The organism is Aminobacter sp. P4_H6_2 (assembly GCF_056400805.1).
Map to the genome: position 1 here is coordinate 1 of NZ_JBFUKO010000609.1, position 3,178 is coordinate 3,178.

Genomic DNA, 3,178 nt, shown 5'->3' on the forward strand with positions numbered 1-3,178 from the left:
CCACAAGCGTGCGCAGGTTCATCATGTCGTCGGTCATCGGTGGTCCTTCCGGTCAAAGTTGGTGTGAGCAACCCGACCCTACCGGAAAAGCGCCGATGACCACCGAACCGCCGCTCGCTCACACAGCGCTTTCAATGGCGCGTTCGCGAGCGGCTTTGCTATTGCCCAGCTACACCACCTGTGGAGACACAACCGGGAAAGGTGTTCCGTACGCAAAGCCGCCTGGAAATCAGCGATGCGTTGCGCCGGAGGCTCGATAAGCCCGGAAGCAACGGCTGATGCAGGGATTGAATTTTCGGCTCGAAAGTAATACCTCTTTCTAAGAGCGCATTACCACAGATTTGAAGGAGCTCGTATGAGCACGACAGTCACAGCGAAGGGCCAAGTCACCATCCCAAAGCCTGTCCGCGACCTGCTGGGGATCGGTCCGGGCAGCAAGGTTGATTTCCACCGGGCGGTCGATGGCAGTATAATGCTTGCTCGCGCCGACAAAAAGCAGCCCGCGAGCCGTTTCGCCAAGCTGCGCGGTCACGCCGGCAAAGGTCTTAGCACAGACGCAATCATGGCACTGACGCGTGGTGAAGCGTGACGCTGGTTGATACCAACGTCCTGCTGGATCTTGTTACCGACGACCCGACTTGGGCTGACTGGTCGGTTGCTCAACTTGAGGCTGCCAGTCTCCTGGGGCCGTTGTTGATAAACGCTGTGGTCTACGCCGAACTCGCTGTTCGATACGATCGGATCGAGGCGCTCGATGGTTTTCTCGGCCAGGCCGGCTTGGAAATGGCGCCAATTCCACGTGCGTCGCTTTTCCTTGCCGGAAAGCTGTTCACGCGATACCGCAAGTCTGGTGGATCGAGAACCGGTGTGCTTCCCGATTTCTTCATCGGCGCTCACGCAGCAGTCAATCAGCTTTCCTTGCTGACCCGTGATGTTGGCCGATACCGGACATATTTTCCGTCGTTGAAGCTGATCACGCCGGATACCTAAGGTATACAGCAGCTATGCCAATTGAATTCTCTGCTTTCTGGGGCAGGGAGGGGGCTATCGGCCATTGCAGGCCGCTCGCTTTGGTCAGATTGACGCGGAAGCGGTCGCTGCGGCGCTGGTATTTGCGTCCGCAAGGCGCTTCAACACCATGGGCGACCCGATCGGATCGACCTCGGAAAGGACCATGACCCCGGCGATGACAACGCAAAACTTGGATTGACAACCACCCGCAATTAAAGGGCCGCTTCACAAGCATGTCACGCCTGCTTAACGCTGTCATCACGCCTGCATGGCAATCTATCGTTCGCAGGGTTTAGAGGTGCCAGGTTGCAAACCTACCCTCCATATCACTTGCGAAGTAACAAAGGAGGCTTACATGACTAAGATCATTCTTGCATGGATAGCAGTCCTCACGACTATCACATTGGTTTACGCTGGCGGCATTTCAGGAAGAGATTGCCGTGAGGTAAACGGTCATCAATCTTGTGTTAAGATAAATGACGCTGAGGGGAATTGAGGAGGCTGTTGCTTAGGAGACCCTCTTCTGGCCTATCACGTCGCCGCTAGTACAGTTGTCGATCCGCGCGGCGGGTGGCCAATTTTGGCGACTGACGCGACCGAAAGGATTTGGAGGGCCGCCATCAATCGAACCTTTCAGGCGGTCAACATACGCTTGATGGTTCTGTTGAGGTCGTGCCTTCCATTCGGCCTATCAGYTRCAACATAMAGGCCTGCTGGTCGAGGGGGGGGGCGGCAGGCCCCAGTTTGGCGCGCTAGCGCTTCTGCCCGATGTCGATGCGCGCCGCTGACCTCTACCTTACCACTCTTTCGGACGTAGCTCCCTAGAGCGCCAAGCACGTCCAGAATGTCCTTGGCGACGAGCGCACGACAATGACATGACGACTCCGAACGCTCATGGTCTCAATCACGCTTCACGTCGCCAGTCTTCCTTTCAAACGCTCACGTTTGACCAGCATCCCRAGAGGCGACGACTGTCGCATCTCTAACYGGCYYATGTGTCGCATCTCTGTAAGCGCGATTTTCCCTGCACGTTGACGGCGTCGCTTTTGAGGGATGGTAATTCCCCGTTTTTAGCGGGCTTCATGGTAGAATTCACGCAGCCATTTTCAGTTTCTGTGCGGGTGTGATGCCGCCGATTCCCATATTGGGCCGTTCGTTGTTGTAGGTCCAAAGCCACCCTGTGGCGAATTCCTGTGCCTCCTCGATACTTTCAATGATGTATTGGTCGAGCCATTCATGTCGGACGGTGCGATTGTAGCGCTCGACATAGGCATTTTGCTGCGGTTTTCCTGGCTGAAGATGGCTCAAGGCAATGCCCTGCTTCTCAGCCCATTCCATCAGTTTGCCACTGACATATTCAGGCCCATTATCCACACGAATTGCGAACGGTTTGCCGCGCCATTCGATGATCTGGTTCAGGCTGCGGATGACGCGCTCGGCAGGAAGTGAGAAGTCCACCTCGATGCCCAGCCCTTCGCGGTTGAAGTCGTCCAGGACATTCAGCAGCCGGAATTGCCTGCCGTCTTCCAAACGATCCGCCATGAAGTCCATCGACCAGACCATGTTCGGCGCTTCCGGTACGGCCAGAGCGTCGGGCTTGTCCCGTTTCAGTCGCTTGCGTGGCTTGATCCTGAGGTTTAACTCCAGCTCGCGGTAGATGCGATACACGCGTTTATGGTTCCAGCGATGCCCCCGGACATTGCGCAGGTAGAGGAAGCACAAGCCGAAGCCCCAGCTCTTCTTTGCCCGCGTTAACCCGATGAGTATGTCAGCGATCTGCTCGTTCTCGTCGTTCAGCTTGGCGCTGTAACGATAGCAGGTCTCGCTGACCTCGAAGGTGCGGCAGGCGAGCGCAATGCCCACCGCGCGCAACGCCACTGCTTTCCCAGCCATCTCCCGGCGTTGAGATGGYCGAGTCATTTTTTTCCAAGAGGCTCCTTCAGCAGCTCGGCCTGCATGCTCATCTCGGCATACATCTTCTTCAGCCGACGGTTCTCGTCCTCCAGAGCCTTCATCTGGCTGATCATCGACGCGTCCATGCCACCGTATTTGACTCGCCATTTGTAAAAGGATGCCGTGCTCATTCCGTGTTCGCGGCACAACTCCGGCACTGGGACCCCACCTTCCGCCTGGCGAAGGATTGCAAGGATCTGGGGTTCGCTAAATC

The 3,178-nt window shown here is 56.5% G+C and carries 4 protein-coding genes; 3 read left to right on the forward strand and 1 reads right to left on the reverse strand.

From position 1 onward, the window contains the following. Positions 1-355: 355 nt before the first annotated feature. The 3 genes from AC1DUU_RS27370 to AC1DUU_RS27380 all read left to right on the forward strand — a co-directional run bounded on the left by AC1DUU_RS27370 (position 356) and on the right by AC1DUU_RS27380 (position 1,507). The gene (locus AC1DUU_RS27370; RefSeq protein ID WP_476786495.1) at positions 356-589 is read left to right on the forward strand and encodes an AbrB/MazE/SpoVT family DNA-binding domain-containing protein; all 234 of its coding nucleotides are present in this window, start codon (positions 356-358) and stop codon (positions 587-589) included. Then, a complete protein-coding gene (locus tag AC1DUU_RS27375; protein WP_476786496.1) occupies positions 586-990 on the forward strand; it encodes a type II toxin-antitoxin system VapC family toxin in 405 nt (134 codons plus the stop codon). Before AC1DUU_RS27370 ends, AC1DUU_RS27375 begins: the two co-directional genes overlap by 4 nt. Positions 991-1,366: 376 nt before the next feature. Next, positions 1,367-1,507, forward strand: coding sequence for a hypothetical protein (locus tag AC1DUU_RS27380; RefSeq protein ID WP_476786497.1), 141 nt, complete (start codon positions 1,367-1,369; stop codon positions 1,505-1,507). Between the two features lie 596 nt (positions 1,508-2,103). On the opposite strand, the gene AC1DUU_RS27385 is transcribed toward AC1DUU_RS27380, so the two are convergent. Further along, a protein-coding gene (locus AC1DUU_RS27385; protein ID WP_476786498.1) for an IS3 family transposase occupies positions 2,104-3,178 on the reverse strand; the annotation gives its coding sequence in 2 pieces (ribosomal slippage) (positions 2,104-2,936 and positions 2,936-3,178; 1,076 coding nt annotated over the 2 pieces). This gene is flagged as partial in the annotation.